We start from the raw sequence: 21,477 nt of genomic DNA, 5'->3' as shown, positions 1-21,477 counted from the left end.
TTCATTTCAGCACCAGGCTCGCACCGCGTTTACGCACGGCGTAGGTATAGGCTTTACGCAGCTGGCCGGTATCCAGCAGGGGATTGAGAGCGCCACGCTTCTGGCGCTTTGGGCTTGGGTTGAGCAGCGCTGGCCACTCGTTGTCCACAAACTTGGAGCGCACACTGTTCTGGCCCAGCAGGCCGATCTTGTTGAGAGCTCGTTCAACTGCCCCTTCGTTTCCGGCCAGGGCGGATGCCGCCGCGTCCTTGAGCAACGCGGCGACATCTTCCTGTATGTCCTTGATGCCCGGCAGCAGTGCGGGCCGCGCGGGCAAATTGTTGGCAGGTGCGCCAAACTCGTGGATGTAGCCCAGCTGGGCGTTGCTGATGCCTCCGGACGTGCGGTCGGTTTTGTCTTCGGGGATGCCGATGTATACATCCTGCTCCGTAATCGCCTGCACCGCCTTGCGGATGGACGCGGTCTTGTCCAGCACCTGACGCATGGTCATCTTGCCCTGCATGGCTACACCACCAGTCCACCGGCTCCGACGAGTTTCGCCAACTGCCAGTATTGCTTGCCGTAGATCGTGTCGTTCCAGTGCCCGGCCTCCGGGCTGCCTGTGGCGGCTGCACCGGCACGGCTTTCCGATGTGCTCACGGACCCCACGGATTTGCTTTTGGACACCACCGCGCCCGCTGCCGCCTGCATGCCGCCCGTGCCGTCCGAGGACAGCGTGGCGGCCCGCTCCAGAGTAAGGTGGTGCGCCGCATACAGGCACACGCCCTCCGGCCACAGCTCGTCCCAACGGTCCTCGGCAAGCTGCTTGGCGGCCAGACCGATCCAGAAGGTAACCCGGCCATCGGGGAACTGCTCTTCCCCGAACTGGGGGAAGCTGGCACGGAACTCGGCAACGGTGATGCCCATCTACTTCTTCGCCTTCTTGGCCTGTGTGTTTACGACCGGTTCTGCCGGTTCCGCCGATTCCGCCTGAGTGGAGTCCTGTCCCTCTACAGGCACAGCTTCCACCTCTGCGGGGTAATCTTCGGGCGTGGCCTCGGAAGGCGCTTCCACCACCACATCAGCCCAGCCCTCCTTCAGGGCGGTCTGCATGTACCAGTGTTCCATATCTTCCTGGGTTGCCTTGTGCATTCCCACGGTAAACGTGCGGCGCTCCTGCTTGCCCGCGTGGCGCAGAGCAAAGGAACGGGTTACCTTGATGACCTGCATGGCTACTCCTTACATGCCGTCCGCGTAACCGACGGTTTCGGGGTATACGAACTCCACCTCGCCCAGACGGCCGAAGTAGGTGGTGATCTGGTACAAACTGCGATTTTCCACGGGGGTGCGCTGCAGCGGCACCATGGGGAAGCGGACGAACTGTTCACCCTTGGTGTAGGCCACGGCCCGGTCCACGCCGCCAGCGCCGCGTCCGGTGAGCCATTTAACGGGATGAATCTTGAGAGGCTGGCCGTTGATGGCATTGGAGATGCACTGGGTGCTGATATATTCCATGATGCTCATACTGCCCGCAGCGGTTATGGGGCGGCTGAGCAGCGCGAACTTGCGGGGAGCAAGCAGAAGGTGCGTGGGGCACACCGCGTATCCTGCGGCCTTCCAGGTTTCTTCAACCAACCCGTTTACATCGTCCAGAATCTGGTCGCCGGTGGCGGTTGCCCATGTCGTGGTCACGCCTTCGGGAGTAATCCCCGCGTGGTTGCACAGGCCCGTGGCACCGACCAGGGAGTCGCCCACATAGACCATCTCGTCTGCGTCCATGTTGTGCTTCAGCCTGAGTCCTTCATACTTCTGCGTATCAATGGGACGGCCGAGCTGCTCGGCGGCAGCCAGTTCCGGGATGGAGAAGCCGAGTTCCATTGCCCACAGACGCAGAGGCTGCGCTGTCTTGTCGATGTCCAGGGCGATGCCCGCAATCTGGGTGGAGTTCTTACCCACCCAGTTTTTGCCGCCGGGGTTCACGCCACCTGCGGCCCCGAACGAGCTGTTGGTAAACGAACTGGCTTCATCCGCGATGGTCACATCGCTGCGCAGGTCGATATCACGGTTCCAGGTTACACTGGTCAGCGGAGCGTGCAGCGTCTTGTCCAGGCGCTCCAGTTCACCGACCATGAATGCGCCGGCGGAATCAACTGTGCGTTTGTCGAACGTATACATAGGTGTTGTCCTTTACTGTCTAGATGTTTGGCTAGACGTTGTAGGCGATCTCGGTGATGCCGTTGGCATCCGATGCGCCCATAAAGAAGCAGCCGGGCACGGCCATGGTATCCGTTCCGTCCGCTGCGGCTTCCAGATCGCCAACCAAGCGCCCGGCACCGGCGACCACGCGCACATGCACCTGAGCGCCCTTTGCGGGGGTGCCGCTCTTCAGGGTAACGGCCATATACCCGCTACGCATGACATCGCAGGAAGCGTTGGCAGGCATCGCCCCGGCTCCCATGGCGGTTTCCGTACTCTGCATGGGGTAAGGGCGCACCAGAAAGCCGTAAACAGTGCCTCCGGCGGCTATGGCGGCCACCTTGCCGCCTGTCAGCTGTATCACTGCCCCAAAGGGCAGCGCGGCGGCTCCCATCATGTTGGGTTCCAGCACCGCGTTTCCCTTGCGGGTTACATCGCCGGGAATCCCGGCGGGCATACGTTCCAGATAGGCGGTCATGCTATTTCCCCTGTGCCTTGTCGTGGTATTCACGGTTCATGCGGTTGATGTCTGCAGGCGTTACCGCCTTGCCGAAGTCTTTTGTCGTGGCGCGCGTGAGCGCATCGGCGGTGCGCCGGTTATTACCAACGGCGGCCAGCTCACTTGCCGCAATGAATGCGGCGTCCACGGTCACCCGGTCGGCCTTGTCCAGACTCTGGCCGCGCAGGCAGGAAGATATGACCTTTTCCAGCGCGGCATCACCCATGGCCATACGCAGCGCAGTGCGCTTGACGGTGCAAGCCGAATCGCCCGTCCGGAACCGCAGCGCCGGTGCGAGGACGGCGGCACGACGCAGCGTGTCACTGTCTGCCGTACGTGTGGATTTTCCGGTCCGCCCGGTGCTGGCCGGTCTGGACAAGGCCCGGTCGCCGGTGGGACGCTGTTCGGGTTCGTCTTCCTGCTCCTGGTCTTCATCCTGTGCCTGACCTTCATCTTCCGCAGCACCTTCATCGGCCGTCTTGCCCTGCCCTTCGACCAGGGCGCGCAGCATGATTTTGATTTCTTCCACTCCGGCTGCAATCCGTTCCAGACCATCCTCATCGGTGGCCTGCTGTTCGACTTCATCCGGGCTATCCTTTCCGGCTTCGGTCTCGCTTTCATCCTTCGCAGACGTGCGTTCTTCTTCCAGCGCCTCGTCCATGGCCTTTTTGAATCCCGGCTTGGACAACAGGCGATCCCAAAACCCGGCCTTCCCTTTTGTGCTTTTGCTCCCCATGGGGGTCTCCTTGTCGTTGATTTTGCAGCGGGCTCCACATCGGCCATGATGTACCAGCGCGATGTGGTTACCCCTGATGTCCACCTGCCTGCCCATATTCGGCCCCAGCCCTTCGTATTCCGCGTCATACCCGCACGATATTTCGCGCAGCCCCCCGCGAACCAGAGCAATGGCCTCCTTGTCGGTGATGAGCAGATCCGCCAACAACAGATCCCGCTGTTCTCCCACCCCGCGCCGGACGTTCTGGGCCAGACCAACGGTCAGTTCGCGCCAGGTCTCGGGGGTCACAAACTCGTCGGGATGATCCACGGTCACGGACTTGCCTTCAAAGCTGGAGATAGTCTCCGGATCAAAGACAACATCCTCGGACCGCAGCACCACCACTGTTCCGTCTCCATTGCCAAACGGCACCTCGTGGGCGGCGTATTCCATGGCACCGGTTCGGGCGATAGGTACGCCAACGCAGAGGAGGTAGCCCTCGGGCGTGGTGAACATGTTCTCGGAAAGCTGGGTGGCGGTGTAGTAACGCATGATGAACAAACCATACCGCGCACACAAAAACGCCACACCCTGATGATGTTCAGGATGTGGCGTTACCGGGGGGGGATGCGGGCACTAGCCCGAAGCAGATCAGGCGGCGCTACATAGCACCGCAAGTAAACGGCAGGTAAACGGGGCGTATTGCATCAAGGATGCGCAACGGGGACATTGCCCCGCCCTGATACAAAAACGGCCCGCACATCGTAAAATCACGCATCGGGAGCCCTTTCCGTAATCTGGTCCGGTGTGAGGGTAGCAAGGCACTCCACAGGATAATCTAGGATCTCGTCATTGGGACCGTAAGAGCCGGGGGCAAGAACAAATTCGACTTCGTAGGCCGCAGCCCGGTCGTGGACATACACAACGGTGCCCTCCGTCCCGGCCGGGATATGGTGGGTTGTACCGTCATCTGTCACGGTCAGCGGGCCTGAGGTCCGTATTGTATCCAGTTCTGCATAGCTCATGGTTTTTTCCCGCTCACACGCATGGTAATCAGCCTGGGGGTGAGCCTGCGTGCATTGGCGACCTGATCATATATCCATGATGTCTTTACGGCAACTGTTTTGCCGTTGGCTCCGGTAACAGGTACCTCGACCTCGAAGCGTTCGCCGTAACTGTCCACGCCATCTGGTTTGCGGCTGGCGGGTAGCATGGGCAGCAACCCCATGACCTGGCGCTGCAGCTCCTCGGCGTGTTCCGGGCCGAATCCCAGCGCCGCCTGAAACATACGTGCCTTATGCTTGCCGATGTGGCTGTCGGGCGACAGCACGTAAGCGCTCGCCTTGCGCAGGTCGAACATCGCCGCGTCCGCACCCACCAGCGCCTCGCCCTGCATATGCGGCACCACAGGACTTGTGGGCAGCTTTTCCCAATGGCTGCGCAGCACGTGGGTTCCTGCTGCTTCCTCCTGTACCGCCGTGGGCAGCGGTGCCCGGAAGGTCTTGCCTGCATCGTTGGCGATCACCGGTTCAGGATAACACCGGCAGTTGGGAAACTCTCCGGCATGACCCGTCATCCGGTCCAGCGTGGGCGGGCTGTCCCAGCGCACGAACTTGCCTTCCATGGCCCGGTGGCTGTCTCTGGTATCGCCGTCCCGTGCTGTACGCCAGATATACCCCTCACTGCCCACGCTGGCTGCGCGGGCCTGAGTGAGCGCCGTGCTGGCCTTGCTCACCTCTGTCGCTGCGATAACCCTTGCCCGCTTGACGCTCACGTTGCCTATTTGGGCAATCTTGTCGGCCAGTGCCTCCGCCCGCGTCCCCGTGATCATGGATTCCTGCACCAGTGCGCCCACCCTGTCGGCGGCCTCCACCACCATGCTGTTTATCAGCGCCATATTGTCGGCAATACGTTGCTGCACCACATGCCCCACATCCGTGGACATGAAGATACGCATGTCCAGCCCCATGCGCCGTGCGGTGCTGCGCCATGCCTGCTCATTCTTGCGCACAGCGCCAGACATCATATTGGCGGCGGACTGGCGCGCCCAAGGTTCCAGCGCGCGGGCATAGCGGCGTAGCTTGTCGGCGGCGGTTTTCGGATCGGCCAGCGCGTTTTTGATTTGGGAGGCAACGCCGCGCAGCTGGCGCTCATAGGCACGCTCCGCTGCGCGGGAAGGGCGGAACATGCCCTGTTCGGCGTTGTTTTTGGCAACGTCCGCAAACGTCCAGGGATGGGGCCACGGTTGCCCCTTATCCGGGCGATCAGATTCCGGCGGCATTAGGGGTACCCTCTCCGACATCAGCGGGGTCAGCGAAAACGGCGGAATCGGCAGGTTCAATGCCTTCAGGCAGGGGCGGGGCGGTGGCTATTTCGCGTGCCGCGTCGATATCTTCATCAGTAATGCTCGTCCACCTGCCCGTCACGCGCCCGGCGTCCCGCAGCTCGGCCAGAGCCATGTGCGCGGGAATAAGCCCGGAGGAGTGCAGCGCGGCAACGCTTTGCGCGTCCGCAGTAGCTATCTGGCTCTTTTCACCCTCCGTGGGCAGGTAGAGGCTGCGGAAGTCAAAGGTAAAGCTCTCCGGCAGCGGCTTGCCCCACAACGAACGGGCAGCCACGCTGAAAAGCAGGGTCAGGGCGGGGCGCAGGTCGTCCTCCTGCTGGGTGGCTATGGTATCATAATAAATGCGCAGGTCCGACTCGCCGGTGCTGAAGCCCTTGGGACTCTGCCCCAGCAGACGAACCAGAGGAATGCCGGTGGCACCGGATATCTGCTCGGCAAACGCCTGCAGGGCGTCGTATACCCCGGCAAAGGTCCAGCCGTGAGTCTGGAACGTGTCTTCTGCATCCAGCAGGGTGATTCCTTCATTGCTCTGGAACTGCCGGATCATGGTAAACATTTTCGTCAACGCCTGCTCGCGCTTGCCCCCGGACGCCAGCAGTTCGCGCAGGTTCTTCACACCTATGACCCGCAGGAACGATTTGTACAGCAGGTTCGCGCTGCCGTGTGTGGCGCTATCCAGTGCCAGTATCCGGTCATAGGCCCGCTCTACGACACTGCCACCCCATTGCTGCTCGCCCTGGCGCTGCTGCCAGGGCAGGTCCACGCCAATGAACCGGATGCAGCGGCTGTAATGAATATCCGTGCCACCGAGCGACGCTTGGGTGTTTATGCGGTAGCTTTCGGGGTATCCCAGCATGCCGCCAATTTCCGTAACGGTTTCCTGCGAGGGAACAACCTGATTGCGGTCCAATACATACAGCCCCCGGAAACTGCCTTCGGCGATGTCGTCCATGACAAGCGGCGTGGCAAGGTCGTGTCCGTCGATCAGGATCACGGCCAATCCGCCGCCGTAGAGCCGCCCCCACTTTATGGCGTCGGCAAGCCTGCCCGGCACTCCGGTGATGCGGAGCAGCCGGTGCAGTGCGTCAATCTCCGAAGCCTCCATATCTGCCGATTGTATGTCCACACCCCCGCGTACCATATCCTCGGCCACTACTTCCACCATGCGGCCCACTATCCAGGACGTGCGGTACATGTCCTCCAGAACCTGCGGTTGGCGGCTGATGTAGCTACCCGGCTTATAGCCGCTCCTGGCCAACAGGTTGTCCTGCTGCAGACCAAGATTGGCGCTGAAGCTGTCAAATCCATCCTTCCAGTGTTTACCACCGGGCTTGTGATCTTTACGTCTGCCCATTGTTTACCCCTCGGCCAGCGCATCCCACACGGAAAGCCCATGCGATCGCAGATAGCGCAGCGCCTGTGTCATGCTGTCCACCTGGTCGTCATGCGCCCCGGCCGGAAAAGCGATGAGTTCTTCAACAAAGTCACGTGTCCAGTACGCATCATCGCCCGGTATCCACACATTGCCCCCGGCCCACAATGGCGTCACCGCATAGGCGCGGGCCACCTTGGAACCGTCCGGCAGCACAGGCAGCAGGCCGGGCACATCGTCCCGCAGGGCGTCCAGCACCGCAGGACCGTTGGCCTTGTCTTCAATGAGCACGGCCGTGGTATCCGGATACTTGGCGCACATGGCAAGCACGGCCGCCTTGGAGGCCGTAAACCCCATACGCTTGCGCACCTGATCTAAGAGGTAGTAGTTGGCGCGGTGGCGGCCCCATACCTGCCCGACAACATAGTCCGCGCCGTCCGTATCCTTGAATGTCATGTCCCAGGACTGAATTATCTCATCCCAGTACGGAGGCAGCACGGAGGAATCCCAGCGCTGTATCCACTCTTCCTGGAAGATGTTGCCTCCTTCCTGTATAGGACTCTGCTGATACAGGGCGCTCCACTGGGCCGGGGCGAGCTGCGCCTTGGTCTCCAACAATTTTTCAATGGGGTGCAGCTCCGGCACCAGCGCTTCGCCATCGGCGTTAATGGCAGGAAATTTGAGATGCTTGGCGCGGGAATTTGTCTTGAGCACCGTTGCGGCCAGATCGTCGGTAGCCCAACTGGTAGCCATGATGATCTGACCGGAAAATTTGGACAGGCGCGTCAAGAAAACTGTGCGGTACCATGCGGCAATGGATTTTTTGACAACGGAGCTGCGTGCTTCCTCTTCGTTTTTGATCGGGTCGTCGATGATGCCTATGTCCACGCTTTTGCCCGTGAGCGGGCCGCCCACACCGGCGCATACGTAATACCCGCGCGTGCCCACGATATCAAAGCGGTCCGAGTTGCGAAGCGCCTGCCCCTCCACCGTGACCACGCGCTTGGTGTTCAACGCGGCATCCGGAAATATGGCGGTGTAGGCTTCGTCCAGCATGATGCGCTGCACATCGCGGTTCATGTCGCGAGCCAGGTCTGCGGCATAGGAGCACGCCGCTATGCGGAACTTCGGGTTGATGCCGAAAGCGTACGGAGGAAACAACCGGGAGACCAGCTGGCTCTTGCCGTGCTGGGGTGGGGCCTGAAACACCAGAACTGGACGCAGCCCGGCCAGCACGTCCTCCAGAAATTCGTCTAGGGCATCACAGGTCTGCCGCGAAAATTCGCTATTAATGAACTCCGGCATGATCTGGCTGCAGAACGCCAGCATGTTGCGCCGCGCCTGTTCCGTCTTCAGACGCCGCAGCTCGCGTTCCGCCAGCAGGCGGTCCATCTCGCTCTTCGTACGCTGTTTACTGCCCATTGCCGTCCTGTACCAGCTCCGCAATGCGGCGCTCCAGTTCCTCGTCGGTCAACTCCTTCAGATCCTTGGCGCTGCCCATTGCCTTGATGCGTTGAGAGACTTCTTCCATGGCCTGTTTACGGCCCTCTTCCCGTAAACGCAGCGTCAGGGCCGCGTCCATGCTCTTGGCCTGCACCAGATTCTTGGTGGCACGCGACAGCATGTCGGCTACCTTGGCATCGAACTTGTCACCCACGTTCTGCTGCAGCATCAGGATGGCTCCCTCCAGCAGCTCAATGTTCAGGCGGGTGGTCTTTTCTTCGGGCGCGTTCTCCAAGCTGCGCACCACGGTGTCGGCCAGCAGGCGTGTTTGCCGTATCTCCTGCGCCATGTCCTCCGCTGTTTTCTTGTAGCGCCCGACGGCGCTGCGGCTCACAAAGGCCCCCATGCCCTGCAGGTAGGTGTGGATCTCGTCCACGGTGTGGCCGCCGTCAATCAGCGCATGCACCTGTTCAAGGATTTTGCGGTCCAGCCGCCGCATGGAGGATGGTCTGGGCATCAGTCCAGCCCCTTCACAGGTTCCTTGACTCCGGGTACGATCTCGCGGCCTGCGGCAACATCCACACCACGCGGAGTGATGGTCGCCACGGTCACAGTGGATTCAATATCCTCGACTGTCACCAGGCGGTGTTCTGCCAGCCATTCCAATTCCACCTGCATCCGTTCCAGACTGACATCATGCCCTAGCGGCCGCAGTGCGGCACACAGCACAATATGGTTGGCCCGCCCTGCGGGCACCTTACTCAGGATGCGCAGAATCACCAGACGGCGATCCTCTTTTACCAGTTCAGCAAAACGCATGGGTCATTTCTCCTTGATATGGTGCGAAAACAGCATTTCCACCTGGCGCGAAACGCCGTTGAGCACATCACCCAATCCACCAAGCCGGGCGCTCTGCTCATCAACCAATCCTTCCATCCGGGCTGACTGCTCCTTGATGTCTCCGCGTATAGCTTCCATGGCTAACAGCACCTCCCGCATATCCGCTGCGGTTGGCAGTGCTTTCAACGCGTCCTCAAGACGGTCCACGCGCACGTTCAGTTCGGCAACGGCCGACCCTAAAGCTCCGGCAGCAGATTGCTGTTTTTCCTCAACAGTGCAAATCCGGGTATTCAGTTCCGTGCGTGTAACGAATGTCTGCCGCAGGCTCCACAGCATCCAGCCCAACACGGCGTTCGCGGCAGCGACTATGCCGCAAAGTGCATACCATGTAAGGTCTGCGTATGCGTTCAGTTTATCGAGCATTAATCGTTCTCCGTTTGCGCCGAATAGCATTCCACAGCGGCCTCCAGACCCTCTGCGTAGGCGCGGTATGTATCATCCCGTTCAAGCAGCACCGTCAGGTTTTCCGGAGCGTCAAAGGGCAGGTTGCCGTTTACTGACGGCAGGACCGGCCGCACAGGGGCCGGGCAGAGCACCGTGCGTAAGACAACAGGAGCGGGAGGCACCACCGGCACAGGCCTAACGGCACACCCGCTACCAAGCGCGGTTAAGATGATCAGCAGCGGCACGGCGCGTTTCGTCATCTACTACAACCTCCTTTTCCGCCTCTGTCCGGGGTCTGGGTTTAGCCTGATTCATTATCGCCGCCCGGCGCTGCGAGTCGGCGCGTGCGCGTGATTCACGCTCCAGACAGGCGCTAACCTCACGGGAGAGGGCACCTGATGTCGCGTTTAACTGGCGGGCCAGAGCGGCCCAGCGAGTACCATCCGCCACGGCAGTGTCCCGCTCCATGCGGGTAAGGGCGTGGGCGGCATACTCGTTTTGCAGTGTTGCATGCTGCATCCAGCACAGCACCAACACAGCCGCGCAGATGATCCAGGCGCTGCCGCCGAACCATCCCCCGACCACGCCCCATGCGCCGCGCAGCAGGGTAAACAGTTTAGTCATGGCACATTCCTTCTCCCCAGCCCGCCCGCCGATACACGTCTTCAATGCTCAACAGTATCCTGCGGGGATAGCCGCGATTTTCGGTAAACGCCGCACGGTTCCGCCCGGCGTTTACCGTTTCTACATGGTCCCACCAGCGCCGGGGGTTGAACCCGTGCGCAGCGGCAAGCCGCGCATCACGCTGCACCCATGCAAGGCCGCCATTATAGGCGGCAAGGGTCATGGCCATGCGGTCGCAAGGTGTTTCCGCCTGCACCCGTTGCCACAGCCACCGATCGAAAACGAGCATTGCACGTATGGACCATGCAGGATTAAACGGCATGGGGTCGCCGGTATGGGGTGCTATCTCCGGCATCCACCGAGCGGTCGCGGGCATGAACTGGGCCATCCCCTGCGCACCGGCAGGAGAAACGGCATCCGCTCTCCAGCGGCTTTCCTGATGTATCTGAGCGGCAAAGGTTGCCGTGGGAGCCGTAAGGCCCCACTGGGCACGCGCCTCACGGATAAGCAGGCGCTGGTGTTCCACGGCCTGCCTGGGGATCACCGGGCCTGCGTGGGCGTGGGTGACAATCAACGCCACCAAGGCCGCAATGAGAAGCCAATGCACGGCCTGATAGACCACATCCAGAAAGGCTCCAAACAGCCACAATAGAACATGCACCCAGTTAGGAAATTTGTCCGGTTGCGCGTCAGGGCTGCAGAGTGCAACGACACAGTCGCCAGGCAATGCGATTTTGCGCACTACACGCAGGCCGCCTGCAATGTGGGTCACATTGCACCACCCATGACAACGGTGCCCACCGCCACCAGAAAGGCCCGGCGGGCACAGGCGGCGATGAACAGCCAGCCGTCTGACTGCACGACGGGAAAGTCGGAAACCCCGTCGCGATAATCGTCTTCATCCACGGTATCACGCCAGTCCCGCTCCAGATATCCCTCCGGTGCCGCCCAGCTGAACGCCAGCGCGTCAATGACGTAGCCGCTGACCGCGCCAAGCATGAGCAGTGCTCCCTTGTAGAGGATAACCGGCACCTGCTGTGCGGCTACCACAGCCACAAGCAGCATGAGCAGGGTGGCAATGACTGCGCAGAGCAGCATCCGGATGTGGCGCAACTTTTTGAAATGGTCGAACATGAAAAGGCCCTCCTTGCGCATTCATTACGCGCGCGGAGGGCTTTTGCGGCACCCTGATGCGGATCAGGGTGCGGGCAGGGAGGGGTTATAAAAGAGGCAGGCTCAGTTGTTTTGGGGCAGGTTTGTACACACTGGCCACTTGGCGTACATAACGCTCTGTCAGGCCCAATTGCAAGGCTATTTGCGCGGGGCTTATACCGTCATCCAGCAAACGCATCACGTCACCCTTGCGGGGTGCGGTTTTGCGGGCGTTAGGCACAGTAATCCATTCCCCGGCGTATGCGGCGCACAGCAACTCCAGACATGCCACGCCGATGATGCGTGCGAGCTTGCTATCCGCCTGCGCCGTGCGCGGCACATACAGCGGCACGCCGCCATGGTGGGTACACAGTGCCGTTGCGGCCGTTTCTCCCAGCAGATCGCGCAGGGCAGGATAGCTGACCCATACACTCATTTCAATGTCCGCCCCTTGCGCTTGGCGTCACGCATCAGAGCCAGCATCACGTCCCGCAGCTGCTCCGGCTGCGCGTGCTCAAAGCAGCGGATCACGCCGCCGGTCTGCCGCTTGAGGATGGCAATAGCGTACCCCCACGGCACATGCGTTCCTTCCACGCGGCCCTTCTCGGCCAACAGCGCTTCTATCTTGGACATGAGTCCGTCGCGGTCCAGGTCTGTATGGTCACCAACCAGCAACGCGGGAGTGGTCTTCCAGCCCCGCTTGGCACCGCGTTTCGCCGAGCCGCGCTTGGGGGTGAAGCCCAGGCGGGAAAAGTAGATCAGCAGACCGTGCAACTGCGGCACGCTCAATTCCTTGGCGCTCTCCACACCGTACTGACCCTCAAGGATGGCGCGGTATTCCTCGTCCTTCAGGCCAAGCTGTTTCTTTGCCACATGCACTTTTGCGAGCAGGTGTTTACGGCGCTCTTCCTTCTCCGTCTTGCGGCTGTAGCGCGCCGGTGCTGCTTTACCCTCGGGTTGAGTCGTCGCGGCTGTTTTGGGGAATGTGAGTATCTTCGCCATGGCGCGCTCCTAGTGTTCCGACCACATCCACACGACATGCTGAATCAGGTCGTGCAGCGATGTGTACCAATGCGTTACCATACGGCGCATAAGGCCGGACTGTTCACCCTTGGCCCACACCCCGAGCACCGGCACGCCGGAGGCATATGCCGCCCCTACCTCCGCCCATGCATCGCAGCCGGACGGACCAAGATAGATCACCGCATCGGCAGTAGTGGCCGCGTGCACGTCATATTCAAACTTCCGGCGGCCGTCGTCAGAGGCTATCCATTGCGTGGTGTCTCCCCCTAGAGCGGCAGCCCCTTCCGCTGTGCGGGCATTGCGCACGAACGATTTGACCTCTATGGGCAATTGCTCCAGTCGCTCGGTGAGCAATTCCACGGCAAGGCGATGCTTCCAGCTGGCGGCTATGTAGATTACCTTTTTCATTGCTCCTCACTTGCGGATTAGATCGTCCACCGGCACAAACCGGGTACCGCACCCCCACATAAGCACTCCCACATGCCAGCGGCCGTCATGGCCGAGAATGGGTGGCGTGGTGGTTCTGGTCACGTCACGCAGCGCCATGTCGCCCAACATGCGCCCGTTGGGCACGCTGACCCCGGTGCCTGTAGGCAGGTCAGGACATGGAGGCGCGGCATTCACACCTCCGCACAGCATCCCGGCCATAAGGGCGAAGGCGCGGTCCAACGTGACAAACAAGGGCTCGCCGTCCGGCCCGTCAACAGGCACACAGCGATCACGGTACAGGCGATAGCTGCCTGGGGTGCCACCCTTCCATTGTTCGCCGGGGCGCAGATCGAAACGCATCTGCTGTTTACCGTCCATGATGAGAGAGACGGTCAGGGCTATTTCGCGTTTTTCCATGTCAATTTTGCTCACTGTGCAGCGCAAACCATTGCCTGCAGCCATCGCATTCTTTGCGGGTGCCGCACATGGTGCGACGGATTTTGGCCCGCATTCGCTTGCAGTAGATGGTGTGCTTTTTGAGCCATTCCTCATGGCTCTCATCCGGGTGGCCACCTTCTGCCTTGCGCCGCAGGTGGCGACTGGAGGGATTCTGCTGCAGGCCACGCAGGGCCGTCACTTCGCGCTCCAGTTCCACGTTGCGCAGCTTCAGCCGCTCGCATTCGGCAAGTGCCTCCTGCAGGCGAACAACCGCCGGGTGCGGTGCTGCCGGTTCAGGTTCGGCCTTGGCCTGCGCCTCCGGTGCTTCCGGTTTTTCCGGCTGACAGAAGGTTCGGGCCAGCAGTTCGTCCACGGGTATCCTGCGGCTCTCACCTCCGGCGCTGAGCGCATATCGTGTGCCAAGCCGCTTCATGGGATACCGGGTGTCCCGTATGCGTACCTGCCCCCGGCGGTTCATTTCGTAGGCCTCAAAGCCCGGTATGGTTTGCCATTCCATGGATTGCTCCTAGTTATGAGCGCCGCCCAGCAGCAGAATCATGCCGCAGGCATCGTACCGGATGTCGTACACATGGGGCCGCCTCCCTGTGACACAGGGCCTCCAACGGCCATCGTGGTACATTTCGATCACGTAGACTTCACGCACCCTCAAGGTGTCTATCCACGAAGCAACCCGAAAATTACCGCATCTGGTACTCATGTCCGCTCCTTCTGGCTGCTCATCAGGCCCGGTGCGCCACCACCGGGCGACCGCCTCCGCTCACGCGCGGAGGACGGTTTCGCGGTGTCAGTTGAACCGAAGCTGCGTCTTGGCAGGGTCGTAGTTCTCGGCGGTGTGCATCGTGTTCTGGAATATTGCCCGCTGCTTACCGGGAGAAACATCTCCCAGCACCACGGAAACGCCGTTAATAGCCCTGCCCCGTACGCCATTGGTCTCAAAAATCAGGTGCAGCACCATGCCCTTTGCGTTGTCGCCGTATTTGCTCAGGCAATCTTCCACTGCGGTGCGGACGGCGTCCGGCAGGCTCTGCGGTGCTTCAATTATCGTGGTTGTGGATTCTTCCATGGCTATTCTCTCCCTTCGGGCTTCTGGGTGGTTCTGGGCTACAGGGCTGCAATATCAAGCGATATCGCTTGCATCTTTCCACTTGCATCACGTTCATACAGGCGAAAGTAAGCCTTGGTGCCAGTGACAGTAAGGCTGTCGGAAATGGCCTCCATGGCTCGGTGCCAGCGCGGATCGTCAATGGCAACTTTGCGCAGGCCGAGAATGTTGCCCACGTTGATGCGGCCTTCCTTGTCCACATCAAAGGCTTTAGTCACCAGTGCCTGTAGTGCTTCAGGGCTGCCTTCGCTCCACTCCTTCAGGCATTCATCAATAAGGTTTTTGGCAACGTGCAGGCGCTCATCAAACGTGAGGTTTTCACTGATCTGCCGCTTCAACTGATAGCGACCGTCAAAGCTCGCCAGCGTGACATTTCCCTTGCGGCCGCCCATATCAGCGCCGTATTTCTCTGCGCTCAACGCGATGAACGCTTCCACGTCACCCATGATTTCACCCTTCAGGCGACGCAGCTCCGTCTGCATGGCGCGGGCCTTGGCTATTTTTTCCATCACCAGTTCGTGCCGGGCGAGATCTATTTCCTTCACCTGTCCCACGGGCACCAGATGCCCCTGAGCGTTTTCCATGTATCCTTGCGGTACCTGTGTCATAATCGTCTCCTAGTAGCGTCCCACGGGAATGTTGGATGCCAGCGCATCCACATCGTCCAGATAGGACATGGCAATGTTCAGGTGTTCCACCCCGGCTTCGCGGTCTCCGGTCTGTAGCGCGGCCTTGGCGGCTGCCAATTGGGATAGAATGTCGCGGGCCAACGCGCTCTGTAGCGTTGTGCCGCCCCCTCTGTTCCGGGTGCTTCTGGCGGTTTCGTCCGTACTCATGGCGTACCCTCCTATGGGGTGTTTTTCTGGGCGTTGGCGCAGCCGAGGCAGGCTCTGTACAGCTTGACCCGGAGCGGGTTTGACGAGATGAACGGCATGCCCTGTTCCAGATGGCAGTGCTCTGCCGTAATGGTGCCGAGCACCGGGCAATACACGTCACCGTGCGGCAGCAGGATGGTGCGCACCTGCGTTTCCAGATGGTCTGTAGGCGCGTGGTACTTGTTGTTCGCCACCAGGCTGATCAGTGTGGGAGAGACGGACAACCGGGCGGCAATGGTGCGCAGGCTGCTCTGGTCGCAGGCCATGGCAAGCCCCAGCAGCCAGTCCGGCGGCGTGGTCCACGAGGCCCGCACCTTATCCAGCACGGGCACGCGCTTTTTTGCTTCGCCGGCGCGGGCACGGAGGTCAAAGAGCCCTTTACTCATCACCGCCCTCCGTCTTGCTCTGGTAGACGACCTCGCCCGTATTGGGATCGTACAACTGCTTTATGCGCAGTACCTGCGGAGCCTTGGCTCCCGTGTCCCTGCCGGGGATAAAGCTCCAGCGGTCGCGTTCCCCGCCAGAGCGCAGGTACCCGCCACGGGCCAACCACAGGCAGTAGGTATGCACCTCTCCCTCGGCAACCGGAGCTTCAGGCAGGCTGGCATGCTCCGCCAGTTCTGCCTCCGTAAACACCTTGAGGATACGCATGGCCTTCCACATGCGGGCGCGGCCTGTGGGCGGCAACGGCGAGCCGTCTTTGCGCACACGGGGGGCGGACACACCCCGATCGTCAGCAAGGGTGTACTGCGTTGGCACGCGGCGCGGCTGGCCCGGAGAGGTCACGGCCACGATATTTGCCCGCACCAGGCTGCGCACATAATCCCGCACCTTGCCGTGCTCGCACTTGGAACACATGGCTATATCCACCAGTGTCCACGGCTGGGGCAGGGCACGTATGGCGGTCCATATCTCCTCCCTGTCGGTAAGGTGACCGCGTGGCTTCAAGGTTGCGGCCATGGCTTACCGTCTCCTGCTGGGGGCATCGCCGGTGTACAGCGGGGTATCGCCCCATTCGGCCAATCCCATTTGGGGGTGCCCCATGGTGCGGCCCGTCTCCTGCACGCGCTCCAGATTCACGCAGATACGGCGGGCAACCCCCTTGGATGCCGTGTGGATAAGCTCCAGCAGATCGTCCGCAACACGCACGGAGCGGCAGTACAGATCTGCCAGCGCCCGGGCGTCCGCAAGGGTGGCGGGCTGCGCGGGCAGCCATTCCAGCACGCGGTTGTGAATGCGCTCCCAGCGTGCCAGCGCGCCCGGGAGCTTTTCTTCACCGATCAGCAGGATGGCGGCCCCGGACCCTTCGTAAATGTCACGCACGCACTCAATGATGCCCCGGTCCGTCAGGTGGTCCGCTTCGTCTATTATCACTGGCAGACGGCTGAGCGCCAGTTGCGCCACAATCTGCTCCTCCATGGCGTAGATGGTGCGTGCGGGGTCTATGTTCATGACCTTGAGCAGCGCAAGGTAGAACGCCTTGCGCGTCCAGCTGCTGCGGCACTGCACGTAGTAGGCGTCGAACATCATGGACGCGCTGGTGGCCGCCGTGGTCTTGCCGTACCCGCTGGGTCCGTGCATCACCAGCAGGCCGGGGAGGTGCGATTCGCGGTTGATGGCCTTGGCAAACGAGCCTAAGCACATGCTCACGTTGGAGAGGTTGGCGATACGGCCCGCAAGGGGCGTGTTGACAGGGGAATCGTTCTGCATCATTCTGTGACCTCGCTAATCAATCCGTTGTGATTGGTTTCCTGCGGGCGGAGTCTCATCCTCCGCCCGTTCCTGTTTCTATCGGCCCACGTGTGCCCTGCGGTTCATGCCCTTGGGCAGGCCGTACTCCATGATTCGGAACCCAAGCCCCTCGCTGGTTTCCGGGTAGAGCCGAATCCATGTTTCCATGTCCGCAGCCAGTTCTTCTCCCGCCTGTTTACGGGCATTGATATCTTTCCAAAGTTGCCAGCGTCCGGCCGGGGTGTCCGGCAACGTGTCCGCGAAACAGGCAGGGCGCTGCGTGCGCTTGGTAATGGAATCGCCAAGGCGCATGGCTTCCTGCTGCTGCGCGGTGAACTGCGCCACCGGAGCGGCGTCCACGCGGGCAGCCTTGGCGGCTTCCATGAGCGCCGGGGAGGTGTGCAGCACGGGAGCAGGTGTTTGCACATCCGCATCCCGCTGGCGTATGGCGGTGGCTTCTTCCGCTGCGGCCGCAAGTATCTGCTGGCCCATCTCGCTCACGTTCATCTTCTTTGCCGCTGTGCGCAGTTCCTTCTTCTGCTCGGCCAGCATGGCCTTCTGCAGCCGCTGCGCCTGCATTGCCACCGCCTCGCGGGAGACTTCCGGCAGGGTCAGGTCGCTGGCGCGGCCGATAAACACGCCTTCCTCGTCGAACAGGTACACGTGGCGTATGTCGTGCTCGTCCAGCCGCACCTGCACCCGCTGCCCGACCATGTTGTTCAGCGCCAGCTCCTTGCAGAAGTATTCCGCGTTATCCAGCCGCACACCCTTTTTGGTCACGGTGCGGAAGCCACCGTTGCCGGGGGCAAGCGGCAGCAGCAGCACGTCCAGCGCGGTCGGGTCCGGCACCTTGCGTATGGACCCCGTGTATTCCAGCGCCATCTGATAGGGCGTTTTGCCCTTGGCCTCTCCCTTAAAGCCGCCGTGGGGCTGCATGGCGTACACATCGTCGCACCAGCAATCCAGCTTGGCCTGTAGCTCTTCCGGCGTAAGGCGCAGCGAGACGGTTCCGGCGTCCTCCGCGTGCTTGGGGAACAGGCGCTGCGCAAAGGTGGTACGGTTGCGTATGGCCTGCGCTTCGGCCACGCTGTGGCCGCAAAAGCCTTCCAGCACTTCAAAAATATCGCGCAGCATGGTGCCGAAAAATCGTTCTATGTAGGGCTTGTGCTCGGGGGTAAACGGCGGAGCCACATCCTGCCGGATGTTCAGGTCCATAAGCGCCGTGGTGACGCGGGCGGAAACGTAGTCTGAACCGTTGTCCGTTCCGGCCTCTTCCGGCACGCCCCAGTCCAGCAGGCACCGGCGCAGCAAGCTGCACACGGCCTGCGAGGAAGATGATTTGCTCACCAGCACCTTGGCGCGGCGTGAGTACACGTCTATGCAGCCCACAAGGCTATGGCGCTTGCCGTCCGCCAGCAGCACATCGCCGGGGGTGGAGTCGAACTCCCACCGCTGATTCAGGTCGAATATGGCGTGATCTGCGTTGCCCAGGGCAAACTGGTGGCGCGAACGGCTGGCGTCCGGATCGGCTATGGCCAGCACCAGGGCGGGGTTTTCCTGCCGCCATTTTTGCAGCCACAGTTGCAGGGTGCGCTTGCTGGGCATGGCGATATTGCGGTTGCGCAGCTTTGCCCGCAGGCCCTTGAGCAGCGTGCTGGCCTTTATGTGGGGGTATTCGAACACCGCGCCGCGCACGTAATCGTGCACCTCCGGCTGGCTCTCTATAATGCCTGTGCCGCGCCGATGCTTACCGTAAACACCTGCCAGCGCGGCAAGGCCTTCTGAGCGCAGATGTTTACCGAACGTGCGCACGGTGTTGGGGGAAATGTGCTTGACGGCGGCGCGGACCTCGGGGGTGATGGCAAGACCCGCGCCACCGCTGTTGTACAGGGTGCAGAAGGCGTTCATCGCGGCCGTGCGACTAAGGCCGCAGACCTTGGCGTAGTCCAGCCATGCGCGGTAGACCAGCGCCTTGGCCTCTGCGCGCTTTCGCTCCCTTTCTGTCAGGTCGGCCATGGCACGGGCCGTATGCCGCCGCACCTCTGCGGTGCGTTCTGCCTGCACGGTTTCCCGCGCCAGCTGCTCGGCGCATGCTCTGGCCTCTGCCACCTGTATTGCCACCCGCGTGGCTGCGGGCATGGAAACAACCAACCACTCAGGACCCCCGAGCTTCTTAGCTCGTTTCTTCACACTCCACTCTTGTCTACGGGCTCGTTTGGTGATGGCTGGTTGGCTTATACCAAGCAGGTCCACCAGCTCTTTCGTGCTGTAGGCGTCTTTGCTGGTGTGGGTGGTGCGTGTGGCCATGTGGTGGTTCCGTTGTCGTTGTTCGTGTTTTCGCGTTGTGGGGTCCGGCCCCTTTTGGTACGAGTATCTGGTATCGCCTATTCGTAACCCGCTAACCCCAAAAGGAGCCGGAGATGGAAACTAAGCATCTTGTTCTACCGAAGGAAAAGGACACTAAAATGGTTGTGGCAGCACTGTTGACTGTAGCGGCCTGCTCCCTTGACATGCCCCTGCCTGAAGCTGAAAGGCTAGCCTGTTCAATGTATGCACATATTCTCAACACTGCGGAAAAACTTGATCTTGAGAAGGAAATGAACCTCTATGAAAAACTAGGCAAAAAGCTCTAGATGCAAGGCCGGAGGCACACCTCCGGCCTCGCATCTATTCGATCCAGCCCCCGCTGAGAACGCAGGTCCGGGAAAATTGGATTAGAACCCCGTCACGCGCGGACCGTCTGTTTATGACTATGGCTGTTGCTGCAACCAGCAACTGCCATGAAGCGTCACCAACCAATGCGTCGATGGCGTCCGCCAGTTCGTTTCGACGCTTGCGAGCCGCTTCCTTTTCATCCGCACTGGCGTCTTCATCTGTGTCGCCAGTGTCACCCGTTGCCGTCGGTTCCTGCGCGCCGCACCGGGGGGTAGCCGATGCCGTATTATGAATCGGGGTTCCACACATGGGGCAACCGTGATCGTCGGCCCCCAGTTCGCGGAGCGTATGGAATCCGCACAGGGGGCAACGGAAGGTAAAGAGCGGGGTAAGGTCTTCCCTGCATCGGGGGCAGTAGTGGTAGTTGTCCTCTTCGATTTCCATCTTGCATGACGGGCACAGCTTTGTTTCGGGGAACACAATCTTCACCTTTGCGGTCATGCCGACCTCGATGTCTTCCAGAATGCCTTTGGGGGTCGTATCCTTTTCCATTACCTTGCTCCTTGTATTGCTTCCTGTAGTTCCTTCCCAAACGCCCTTACCGCGTTCAGCTTCGCCTCGCCCGTGGCACCTTCCGGCACGCCCGGGCACAAATGGGTGCGGCCGTCATAGGCCAGCCGTGCCCGACTGTTTACGAGCCTGCGCAGCCGGTAGCGCGGGCCTGCCGCCAAGGGCAGCGCGCCCTGCGGCAACGCGGGCAATACGTCGATTTTGCCATTCGCCCATACGCAGGCCACGGACTGGCGGGGCCATGTGCTTGCCGTCACCTTGCATGCCTTCATTCTTGCACTCCTTTCTGCTGAAGCAGGACGCGGCATTCCTCAATGTGGTGGATAAAGCTATCGAGTCCTCTTTCATTGTTGAAAACTATTGACGCCCCTATGCATTCGTCGGCCAGCTTGGCTCCGGGCATAAACATGCCCACCTCTTCGCCGACCTTCCGTTGCTGGCAGGCGAAGCTGAACGCAACACCCGGAACACCATCGACAAGCACCGTCGTGGTGCACACCGTGCCGTTCCCAAGATGAACGACAGGGTATCCGCGTGAAGTATCGATACTCATACCTGCTCCTCCTTTCGCCATTCCGGCTGAACCCGCACCTCAACCCGCGCACCTTCCGACAGCAAATCCAGCGTAATGCCACACCCTCGTGCCAGCCTCCCCAGAATTTTATCGCGCAGGTCCAGCTCGGCTTTCACCTTGGCTCCATCCTCAATCCGTTTAATTTCTTCGCGCATGACCACCTTGCCGCGCTCAACGCTGGGCACAGTAAACATGTCGCTGTGGCCGGTCAGAACCCAACGGGGATTCAGGTCGTACTGCAACTGCAGGGTAACCAGCCATTCAGGGGGGATAGAATCGCGCCGCTTGGCATCCGAAATGCTGGACTGACGAATGCCAAGCAGCTCCGCCATATCCTCTTGCGTCCGGGGCTTTTTTGCCCCTTCCGTGGCTTGAGCAACACCCGCACAAATGCGCTCAAAGCATTCTTCAAAATGGGTCTTGGACATACAGGACTCCTTTATCTGGTGTT

Annotated in this window: 34 protein-coding genes and 1 other RNA gene; 1 reads left to right on the top strand and 34 read right to left on the bottom strand. The window is 60.9% G+C overall.

The genetic code is table 11. From position 1 onward, the window contains the following. Position 1 precedes the first annotated feature (1 nt). The 30 genes from HUV26_RS13235 to HUV26_RS13090 all read right to left on the bottom strand — a co-directional run bounded on the left by HUV26_RS13235 (position 2) and on the right by HUV26_RS13090 (position 19,534). The gene (locus tag HUV26_RS13235; protein WP_174410606.1) at positions 2-502 is read right to left on the bottom strand and encodes a hypothetical protein; all 501 of its coding nucleotides are present in this window, start codon (positions 500-502) and stop codon (positions 2-4) included. Between the two features lie 2 nt (positions 503-504). Then, positions 505-906: a DUF4054 domain-containing protein gene (locus HUV26_RS13230; RefSeq protein ID WP_174410605.1), complete on the bottom strand. Its 402-nt coding sequence runs from the start codon at positions 904-906 to the stop codon at positions 505-507. Continuing rightward, positions 907-1,209: a hypothetical protein gene (locus HUV26_RS13225; protein ID WP_174410604.1), complete on the bottom strand. Its 303-nt coding sequence runs from the start codon at positions 1,207-1,209 to the stop codon at positions 907-909. Positions 1,210-1,218: 9 nt separating this feature from the next. Beyond that, positions 1,219-2,154, bottom strand: a complete 936-nt coding sequence (locus HUV26_RS13220) for a DUF2184 domain-containing protein (protein WP_174410603.1) — start codon at positions 2,152-2,154, stop codon at positions 1,219-1,221. Between the two features lie 31 nt (positions 2,155-2,185). Then, on the bottom strand, positions 2,186-2,653 hold the full coding sequence (locus tag HUV26_RS13215; RefSeq protein WP_174410602.1) for a structural cement protein Gp24: 468 nt from the start codon (positions 2,651-2,653) through the stop codon (positions 2,186-2,188). A gap of 1 nt (position 2,654) precedes the next feature. Then, a complete protein-coding gene (locus HUV26_RS13210) occupies positions 2,655-3,941 on the bottom strand; it encodes a DUF2213 domain-containing protein (RefSeq protein WP_174410601.1) in 1,287 nt (428 codons plus the stop codon). Positions 3,942-4,159: 218 nt separating this feature from the next. Then, positions 4,160-4,414: a DUF4926 domain-containing protein gene (locus HUV26_RS13205; protein WP_174410600.1), complete on the bottom strand. Its 255-nt coding sequence runs from the start codon at positions 4,412-4,414 to the stop codon at positions 4,160-4,162. Continuing rightward, the gene (locus HUV26_RS16700) at positions 4,411-5,670 is read right to left on the bottom strand and encodes a phage head morphogenesis protein (protein WP_205245146.1); all 1,260 of its coding nucleotides are present in this window, start codon (positions 5,668-5,670) and stop codon (positions 4,411-4,413) included. Before HUV26_RS16700 ends, HUV26_RS13205 begins: the two co-directional genes overlap by 4 nt. Further along, positions 5,654-7,087 carry a DUF1073 domain-containing protein gene (locus tag HUV26_RS13195; RefSeq protein WP_174410599.1) on the bottom strand — a complete coding sequence of 478 codons (1,434 nt, stop codon included), beginning with the start codon at positions 7,085-7,087 and terminating at the stop codon, positions 5,654-5,656. Before HUV26_RS13195 ends, HUV26_RS16700 begins: the two co-directional genes overlap by 17 nt. Positions 7,088-7,090: 3 nt before the next feature. After that, a complete protein-coding gene (terL, locus tag HUV26_RS13190; RefSeq protein ID WP_174410598.1) occupies positions 7,091-8,527 on the bottom strand; it encodes a phage terminase large subunit in 1,437 nt (478 codons plus the stop codon). Then, positions 8,517-9,065, bottom strand: a complete 549-nt coding sequence (locus HUV26_RS13185; protein ID WP_174410597.1) for a phage protein Gp27 family protein — start codon at positions 9,063-9,065, stop codon at positions 8,517-8,519. The genes terL and HUV26_RS13185 overlap by 11 nt, the downstream gene beginning before the upstream one ends. After that, on the bottom strand, positions 9,065-9,367 hold the full coding sequence (locus HUV26_RS13180) for a VpaChn25_0724 family phage protein (protein WP_174410596.1): 303 nt from the start codon (positions 9,365-9,367) through the stop codon (positions 9,065-9,067). The genes HUV26_RS13185 and HUV26_RS13180 overlap by 1 nt, the downstream gene beginning before the upstream one ends. A 3-nt stretch (positions 9,368-9,370) precedes the next feature. Continuing rightward, positions 9,371-9,841 carry a DUF2730 family protein gene (locus tag HUV26_RS13175; RefSeq protein ID WP_174410595.1) on the bottom strand — a complete coding sequence of 157 codons (471 nt, stop codon included), beginning with the start codon at positions 9,839-9,841 and terminating at the stop codon, positions 9,371-9,373. Between the two features lie 201 nt (positions 9,842-10,042). Next, positions 10,043-10,456, bottom strand: coding sequence for a hypothetical protein (locus HUV26_RS13170; protein WP_174410594.1), 414 nt, complete (start codon positions 10,454-10,456; stop codon positions 10,043-10,045). Beyond that, positions 10,449-11,099, bottom strand: coding sequence for a transglycosylase SLT domain-containing protein (locus tag HUV26_RS13165; RefSeq protein WP_174410641.1), 651 nt, complete (start codon positions 11,097-11,099; stop codon positions 10,449-10,451). Before HUV26_RS13165 ends, HUV26_RS13170 begins: the two co-directional genes overlap by 8 nt. Positions 11,100-11,224: 125 nt before the next feature. Then, on the bottom strand, positions 11,225-11,590 hold the full coding sequence (locus tag HUV26_RS13160; RefSeq protein ID WP_174410593.1) for a putative holin: 366 nt from the start codon (positions 11,588-11,590) through the stop codon (positions 11,225-11,227). Positions 11,591-11,675: 85 nt separating this feature from the next. After that, positions 11,676-12,044 (bottom strand): RNA helicase, encoded by a 369-nt coding sequence (locus HUV26_RS13155; protein ID WP_174410592.1) that lies wholly within the window; start codon positions 12,042-12,044, stop codon positions 11,676-11,678. Further along, on the bottom strand, positions 12,041-12,610 hold the full coding sequence (locus HUV26_RS13150) for a regulatory protein GemA (RefSeq protein ID WP_174410591.1): 570 nt from the start codon (positions 12,608-12,610) through the stop codon (positions 12,041-12,043). Before HUV26_RS13150 ends, HUV26_RS13155 begins: the two co-directional genes overlap by 4 nt. 9 nt (positions 12,611-12,619) lie before the next feature. Next, on the bottom strand, positions 12,620-13,039 hold the full coding sequence (locus HUV26_RS13145; RefSeq protein ID WP_174410590.1) for a hypothetical protein: 420 nt from the start codon (positions 13,037-13,039) through the stop codon (positions 12,620-12,622). A 6-nt stretch (positions 13,040-13,045) separates the two neighbouring features. Continuing rightward, entirely contained in the window at positions 13,046-13,477 is a 432-nt protein-coding gene (locus tag HUV26_RS13140) for a hypothetical protein (protein WP_174410589.1), read from the bottom strand. Position 13,478: 1 nt separating this feature from the next. Further along, positions 13,479-14,015, bottom strand: coding sequence for a hypothetical protein (locus HUV26_RS13135; RefSeq protein ID WP_174410588.1), 537 nt, complete (start codon positions 14,013-14,015; stop codon positions 13,479-13,481). Positions 14,016-14,024: 9 nt separating this feature from the next. Then, on the bottom strand, positions 14,025-14,216 hold the full coding sequence (locus HUV26_RS13130) for a hypothetical protein (protein ID WP_174410587.1): 192 nt from the start codon (positions 14,214-14,216) through the stop codon (positions 14,025-14,027). 9 nt (positions 14,217-14,225) lie between these two features. After that, positions 14,226-14,301, bottom strand: an RNA gene (locus HUV26_RS13125) — hammerhead ribozyme type II. Between the two features lie 2 nt (positions 14,302-14,303). Next, positions 14,304-14,582 carry a hypothetical protein gene (locus tag HUV26_RS13120; RefSeq protein WP_174410586.1) on the bottom strand — a complete coding sequence of 93 codons (279 nt, stop codon included), beginning with the start codon at positions 14,580-14,582 and terminating at the stop codon, positions 14,304-14,306. Positions 14,583-14,620: 38 nt separating this feature from the next. After that, complete coding sequence (locus HUV26_RS13115) at positions 14,621-15,229, bottom strand: DUF3164 family protein (protein WP_174410585.1); 609 nt, start codon at positions 15,227-15,229, stop codon at positions 14,621-14,623. Between the two features lie 9 nt (positions 15,230-15,238). Next, complete coding sequence (locus HUV26_RS13110) at positions 15,239-15,457, bottom strand: hypothetical protein (protein ID WP_174410584.1); 219 nt, start codon at positions 15,455-15,457, stop codon at positions 15,239-15,241. Positions 15,458-15,468: 11 nt separating this feature from the next. After that, positions 15,469-15,882 carry a hypothetical protein gene (locus HUV26_RS13105; protein ID WP_174410583.1) on the bottom strand — a complete coding sequence of 138 codons (414 nt, stop codon included), beginning with the start codon at positions 15,880-15,882 and terminating at the stop codon, positions 15,469-15,471. Continuing rightward, positions 15,875-16,456, bottom strand: a complete 582-nt coding sequence (locus HUV26_RS13100; protein WP_174410582.1) for a hypothetical protein — start codon at positions 16,454-16,456, stop codon at positions 15,875-15,877. Before HUV26_RS13100 ends, HUV26_RS13105 begins: the two co-directional genes overlap by 8 nt. Positions 16,457-16,459: 3 nt before the next feature. Then, a complete protein-coding gene (locus HUV26_RS13095; protein WP_174410581.1) occupies positions 16,460-17,209 on the bottom strand; it encodes an AAA family ATPase in 750 nt (249 codons plus the stop codon). Between the two features lie 75 nt (positions 17,210-17,284). Then, positions 17,285-19,534, bottom strand: a complete 2,250-nt coding sequence (locus HUV26_RS13090) for a Mu transposase C-terminal domain-containing protein (protein WP_174410580.1) — start codon at positions 19,532-19,534, stop codon at positions 17,285-17,287. A 113-nt stretch (positions 19,535-19,647) separates the two neighbouring features. Here HUV26_RS13090 and HUV26_RS13085 point away from each other — a divergent pair, with 113 nt between their 5' ends. Next, positions 19,648-19,860, top strand: coding sequence for a hypothetical protein (locus HUV26_RS13085; protein ID WP_174410579.1), 213 nt, complete (start codon positions 19,648-19,650; stop codon positions 19,858-19,860). A gap of 34 nt (positions 19,861-19,894) precedes the next feature. Here the strand turns inward: HUV26_RS13085 and HUV26_RS13080 are convergent, their stop codons facing one another. From HUV26_RS13080 to HUV26_RS16940, 4 genes are read right to left on the bottom strand one after another with little or no spacing between them, the layout of a single operon-like run. After that, a complete protein-coding gene (locus tag HUV26_RS13080) occupies positions 19,895-20,434 on the bottom strand; it encodes a hypothetical protein (RefSeq protein WP_174410578.1) in 540 nt (179 codons plus the stop codon). Continuing rightward, positions 20,434-20,724: a host nuclease inhibitor protein gene (locus HUV26_RS13075; RefSeq protein WP_174410577.1), complete on the bottom strand. Its 291-nt coding sequence runs from the start codon at positions 20,722-20,724 to the stop codon at positions 20,434-20,436. The genes HUV26_RS13080 and HUV26_RS13075 overlap by 1 nt, the downstream gene beginning before the upstream one ends. Then, on the bottom strand, positions 20,721-21,005 hold the full coding sequence (locus HUV26_RS13070; RefSeq protein WP_174410576.1) for a hypothetical protein: 285 nt from the start codon (positions 21,003-21,005) through the stop codon (positions 20,721-20,723). Before HUV26_RS13070 ends, HUV26_RS13075 begins: the two co-directional genes overlap by 4 nt. Then, positions 21,002-21,454 carry a helix-turn-helix domain-containing protein gene (locus HUV26_RS16940; RefSeq protein ID WP_174410575.1) on the bottom strand — a complete coding sequence of 151 codons (453 nt, stop codon included), beginning with the start codon at positions 21,452-21,454 and terminating at the stop codon, positions 21,002-21,004. The genes HUV26_RS13070 and HUV26_RS16940 overlap by 4 nt, the downstream gene beginning before the upstream one ends. Between the last annotated feature and the right edge of the window lie 23 nt (positions 21,455-21,477).

Origin of the sequence: Desulfovibrio psychrotolerans, from assembly GCF_013340305.1 — a bacterium.
In the GTDB taxonomy this organism is placed as follows: Bacteria; Desulfobacterota; Desulfovibrionia; order Desulfovibrionales; family Desulfovibrionaceae; genus Halodesulfovibrio; species Halodesulfovibrio psychrotolerans.
This window is presented reverse-complemented; position numbering and strand designations above follow the sequence as displayed.

Coding starts and splice junctions, on each gene's coding strand:
- HUV26_RS13230 (WP_174410605.1), bottom strand. CDS start 906: ATGGGCATCACCGTTGCCGAGTTCCGTGCCAGCTTCCCCCAGTTCGGG.
- HUV26_RS13180 (WP_174410596.1), bottom strand. CDS start 9,367: ATGCGTTTTGCTGAACTGGTAAAAGAGGATCGCCGTCTGGTGATTCTG.
- HUV26_RS13195 (WP_174410599.1), bottom strand. CDS start 7,087: ATGGGCAGACGTAAAGATCACAAGCCCGGTGGTAAACACTGGAAGGAT.
- HUV26_RS13160 (WP_174410593.1), bottom strand. CDS start 11,590: ATGTTCGACCATTTCAAAAAGTTGCGCCACATCCGGATGCTGCTCTGC.
- HUV26_RS13090 (WP_174410580.1), bottom strand. CDS start 19,534: ATGGCCACACGCACCACCCACACCAGCAAAGACGCCTACAGCACGAAA.
- HUV26_RS13170 (WP_174410594.1), bottom strand. CDS start 10,456: ATGACTAAACTGTTTACCCTGCTGCGCGGCGCATGGGGCGTGGTCGGG.
- HUV26_RS13205 (WP_174410600.1), bottom strand. CDS start 4,414: ATGAGCTATGCAGAACTGGATACAATACGGACCTCAGGCCCGCTGACC.
- HUV26_RS13175 (WP_174410595.1), bottom strand. CDS start 9,841: ATGCTATTCGGCGCAAACGGAGAACGATTAATGCTCGATAAACTGAAC.
- HUV26_RS13145 (WP_174410590.1), bottom strand. CDS start 13,039: ATGAAAAAGGTAATCTACATAGCCGCCAGCTGGAAGCATCGCCTTGCC.
- HUV26_RS13225 (WP_174410604.1), bottom strand. CDS start 1,209: ATGCAGGTCATCAAGGTAACCCGTTCCTTTGCTCTGCGCCACGCGGGC.
- HUV26_RS13150 (WP_174410591.1), bottom strand. CDS start 12,610: ATGGCGAAGATACTCACATTCCCCAAAACAGCCGCGACGACTCAACCC.
- HUV26_RS16700 (WP_205245146.1), bottom strand. CDS start 5,670: ATGCCGCCGGAATCTGATCGCCCGGATAAGGGGCAACCGTGGCCCCAT.
- HUV26_RS13095 (WP_174410581.1), bottom strand. CDS start 17,209: ATGATGCAGAACGATTCCCCTGTCAACACGCCCCTTGCGGGCCGTATC.
- HUV26_RS16940 (WP_174410575.1), bottom strand. CDS start 21,454: ATGTCCAAGACCCATTTTGAAGAATGCTTTGAGCGCATTTGTGCGGGT.
- HUV26_RS13100 (WP_174410582.1), bottom strand. CDS start 16,456: ATGGCCGCAACCTTGAAGCCACGCGGTCACCTTACCGACAGGGAGGAG.
- HUV26_RS13085 (WP_174410579.1), top strand. CDS start 19,648: ATGGAAACTAAGCATCTTGTTCTACCGAAGGAAAAGGACACTAAAATG.
- HUV26_RS13215 (WP_174410602.1), bottom strand. CDS start 2,653: ATGACCGCCTATCTGGAACGTATGCCCGCCGGGATTCCCGGCGATGTA.
- HUV26_RS13155 (WP_174410592.1), bottom strand. CDS start 12,044: ATGAGTGTATGGGTCAGCTATCCTGCCCTGCGCGATCTGCTGGGAGAA.
- HUV26_RS13210 (WP_174410601.1), bottom strand. CDS start 3,941: ATGCGTTACTACACCGCCACCCAGCTTTCCGAGAACATGTTCACCACG.
- HUV26_RS13080 (WP_174410578.1), bottom strand. CDS start 20,434: ATGGAAAAGGATACGACCCCCAAAGGCATTCTGGAAGACATCGAGGTC.
- HUV26_RS13185 (WP_174410597.1), bottom strand. CDS start 9,065: ATGCCCAGACCATCCTCCATGCGGCGGCTGGACCGCAAAATCCTTGAA.
- HUV26_RS13075 (WP_174410577.1), bottom strand. CDS start 20,724: ATGAAGGCATGCAAGGTGACGGCAAGCACATGGCCCCGCCAGTCCGTG.
- HUV26_RS13120 (WP_174410586.1), bottom strand. CDS start 14,582: ATGGAAGAATCCACAACCACGATAATTGAAGCACCGCAGAGCCTGCCG.
- HUV26_RS13130 (WP_174410587.1), bottom strand. CDS start 14,216: ATGAGTACCAGATGCGGTAATTTTCGGGTTGCTTCGTGGATAGACACC.
- HUV26_RS13135 (WP_174410588.1), bottom strand. CDS start 14,015: ATGGAATGGCAAACCATACCGGGCTTTGAGGCCTACGAAATGAACCGC.
- HUV26_RS13220 (WP_174410603.1), bottom strand. CDS start 2,154: ATGTATACGTTCGACAAACGCACAGTTGATTCCGCCGGCGCATTCATG.
- HUV26_RS13140 (WP_174410589.1), bottom strand. CDS start 13,477: ATGGAAAAACGCGAAATAGCCCTGACCGTCTCTCTCATCATGGACGGT.
- terL (WP_174410598.1), bottom strand. CDS start 8,527: ATGGGCAGTAAACAGCGTACGAAGAGCGAGATGGACCGCCTGCTGGCG.
- HUV26_RS13235 (WP_174410606.1), bottom strand. CDS start 502: ATGCAGGGCAAGATGACCATGCGTCAGGTGCTGGACAAGACCGCGTCC.
- HUV26_RS13070 (WP_174410576.1), bottom strand. CDS start 21,005: ATGAGTATCGATACTTCACGCGGATACCCTGTCGTTCATCTTGGGAAC.
- HUV26_RS13110 (WP_174410584.1), bottom strand. CDS start 15,457: ATGAGTACGGACGAAACCGCCAGAAGCACCCGGAACAGAGGGGGCGGC.
- HUV26_RS13105 (WP_174410583.1), bottom strand. CDS start 15,882: ATGAGTAAAGGGCTCTTTGACCTCCGTGCCCGCGCCGGCGAAGCAAAA.
- HUV26_RS13115 (WP_174410585.1), bottom strand. CDS start 15,229: ATGACACAGGTACCGCAAGGATACATGGAAAACGCTCAGGGGCATCTG.